The sequence below is a fragment of the Mesorhizobium sp. M4B.F.Ca.ET.143.01.1.1 genome (assembly GCF_004792275.1).
Taxonomy (GTDB): domain Bacteria; phylum Pseudomonadota; class Alphaproteobacteria; order Rhizobiales; family Rhizobiaceae; genus Mesorhizobium; species Mesorhizobium abyssinicae.
Genome location: NZ_SRSR01000174.1, coordinates 1 through 356, shown reverse-complemented (window position 1 = coordinate 356; position 356 = coordinate 1). Strand labels below are relative to the sequence as shown.

Here is a 356-nt window from a genome sequence, read left to right as displayed (position 1 = left end):
CGCGCCGAAGGCTTTCGCGATCAAGGCCCAGGCTGCCTCGATGCCGAGCCGCGACGTCGCCGGGCCGGACAGGCCCTGTCCCAGCACCACGCCTTGCGGGTCCTCGAGGCGGGCGCGGCAACCGCTGCCGCCACCATCGACGCCGAGGAAATAATGCGCCTCGGTATTCATGCGCCCAGCCGCTCGATGTCGGCGCCGCAAAGGCGCAGCTTGCGATCCAGTTGCTCATAGCCGCGGTCGAGGTGATAGACGCGGTTGATTGTTGTCTCGCCTTCACTGACCAGCGCCGCCAGCACCAGCGACACCGAAGCGCGCAGGTCGGTGGCCATCACTTGCGCGCCATGGAGCTTCGCGCC

2 pseudogenes are annotated in these 356 nt (G+C 68.3%); both read right to left on the bottom strand.

Going from position 1 to position 356, the window contains the following annotated elements:
* Positions 1-171, bottom strand: a pseudogene (locus tag EN786_RS36495) (N-acetylglucosamine kinase); the annotation flags it as partial.
* A pseudogene (locus EN786_RS36490) lies at positions 168-356 on the bottom strand (UDP-N-acetylglucosamine 1-carboxyvinyltransferase); the annotation flags it as partial. The pseudogenes EN786_RS36490 and EN786_RS36495, both read right to left, overlap by 4 nt.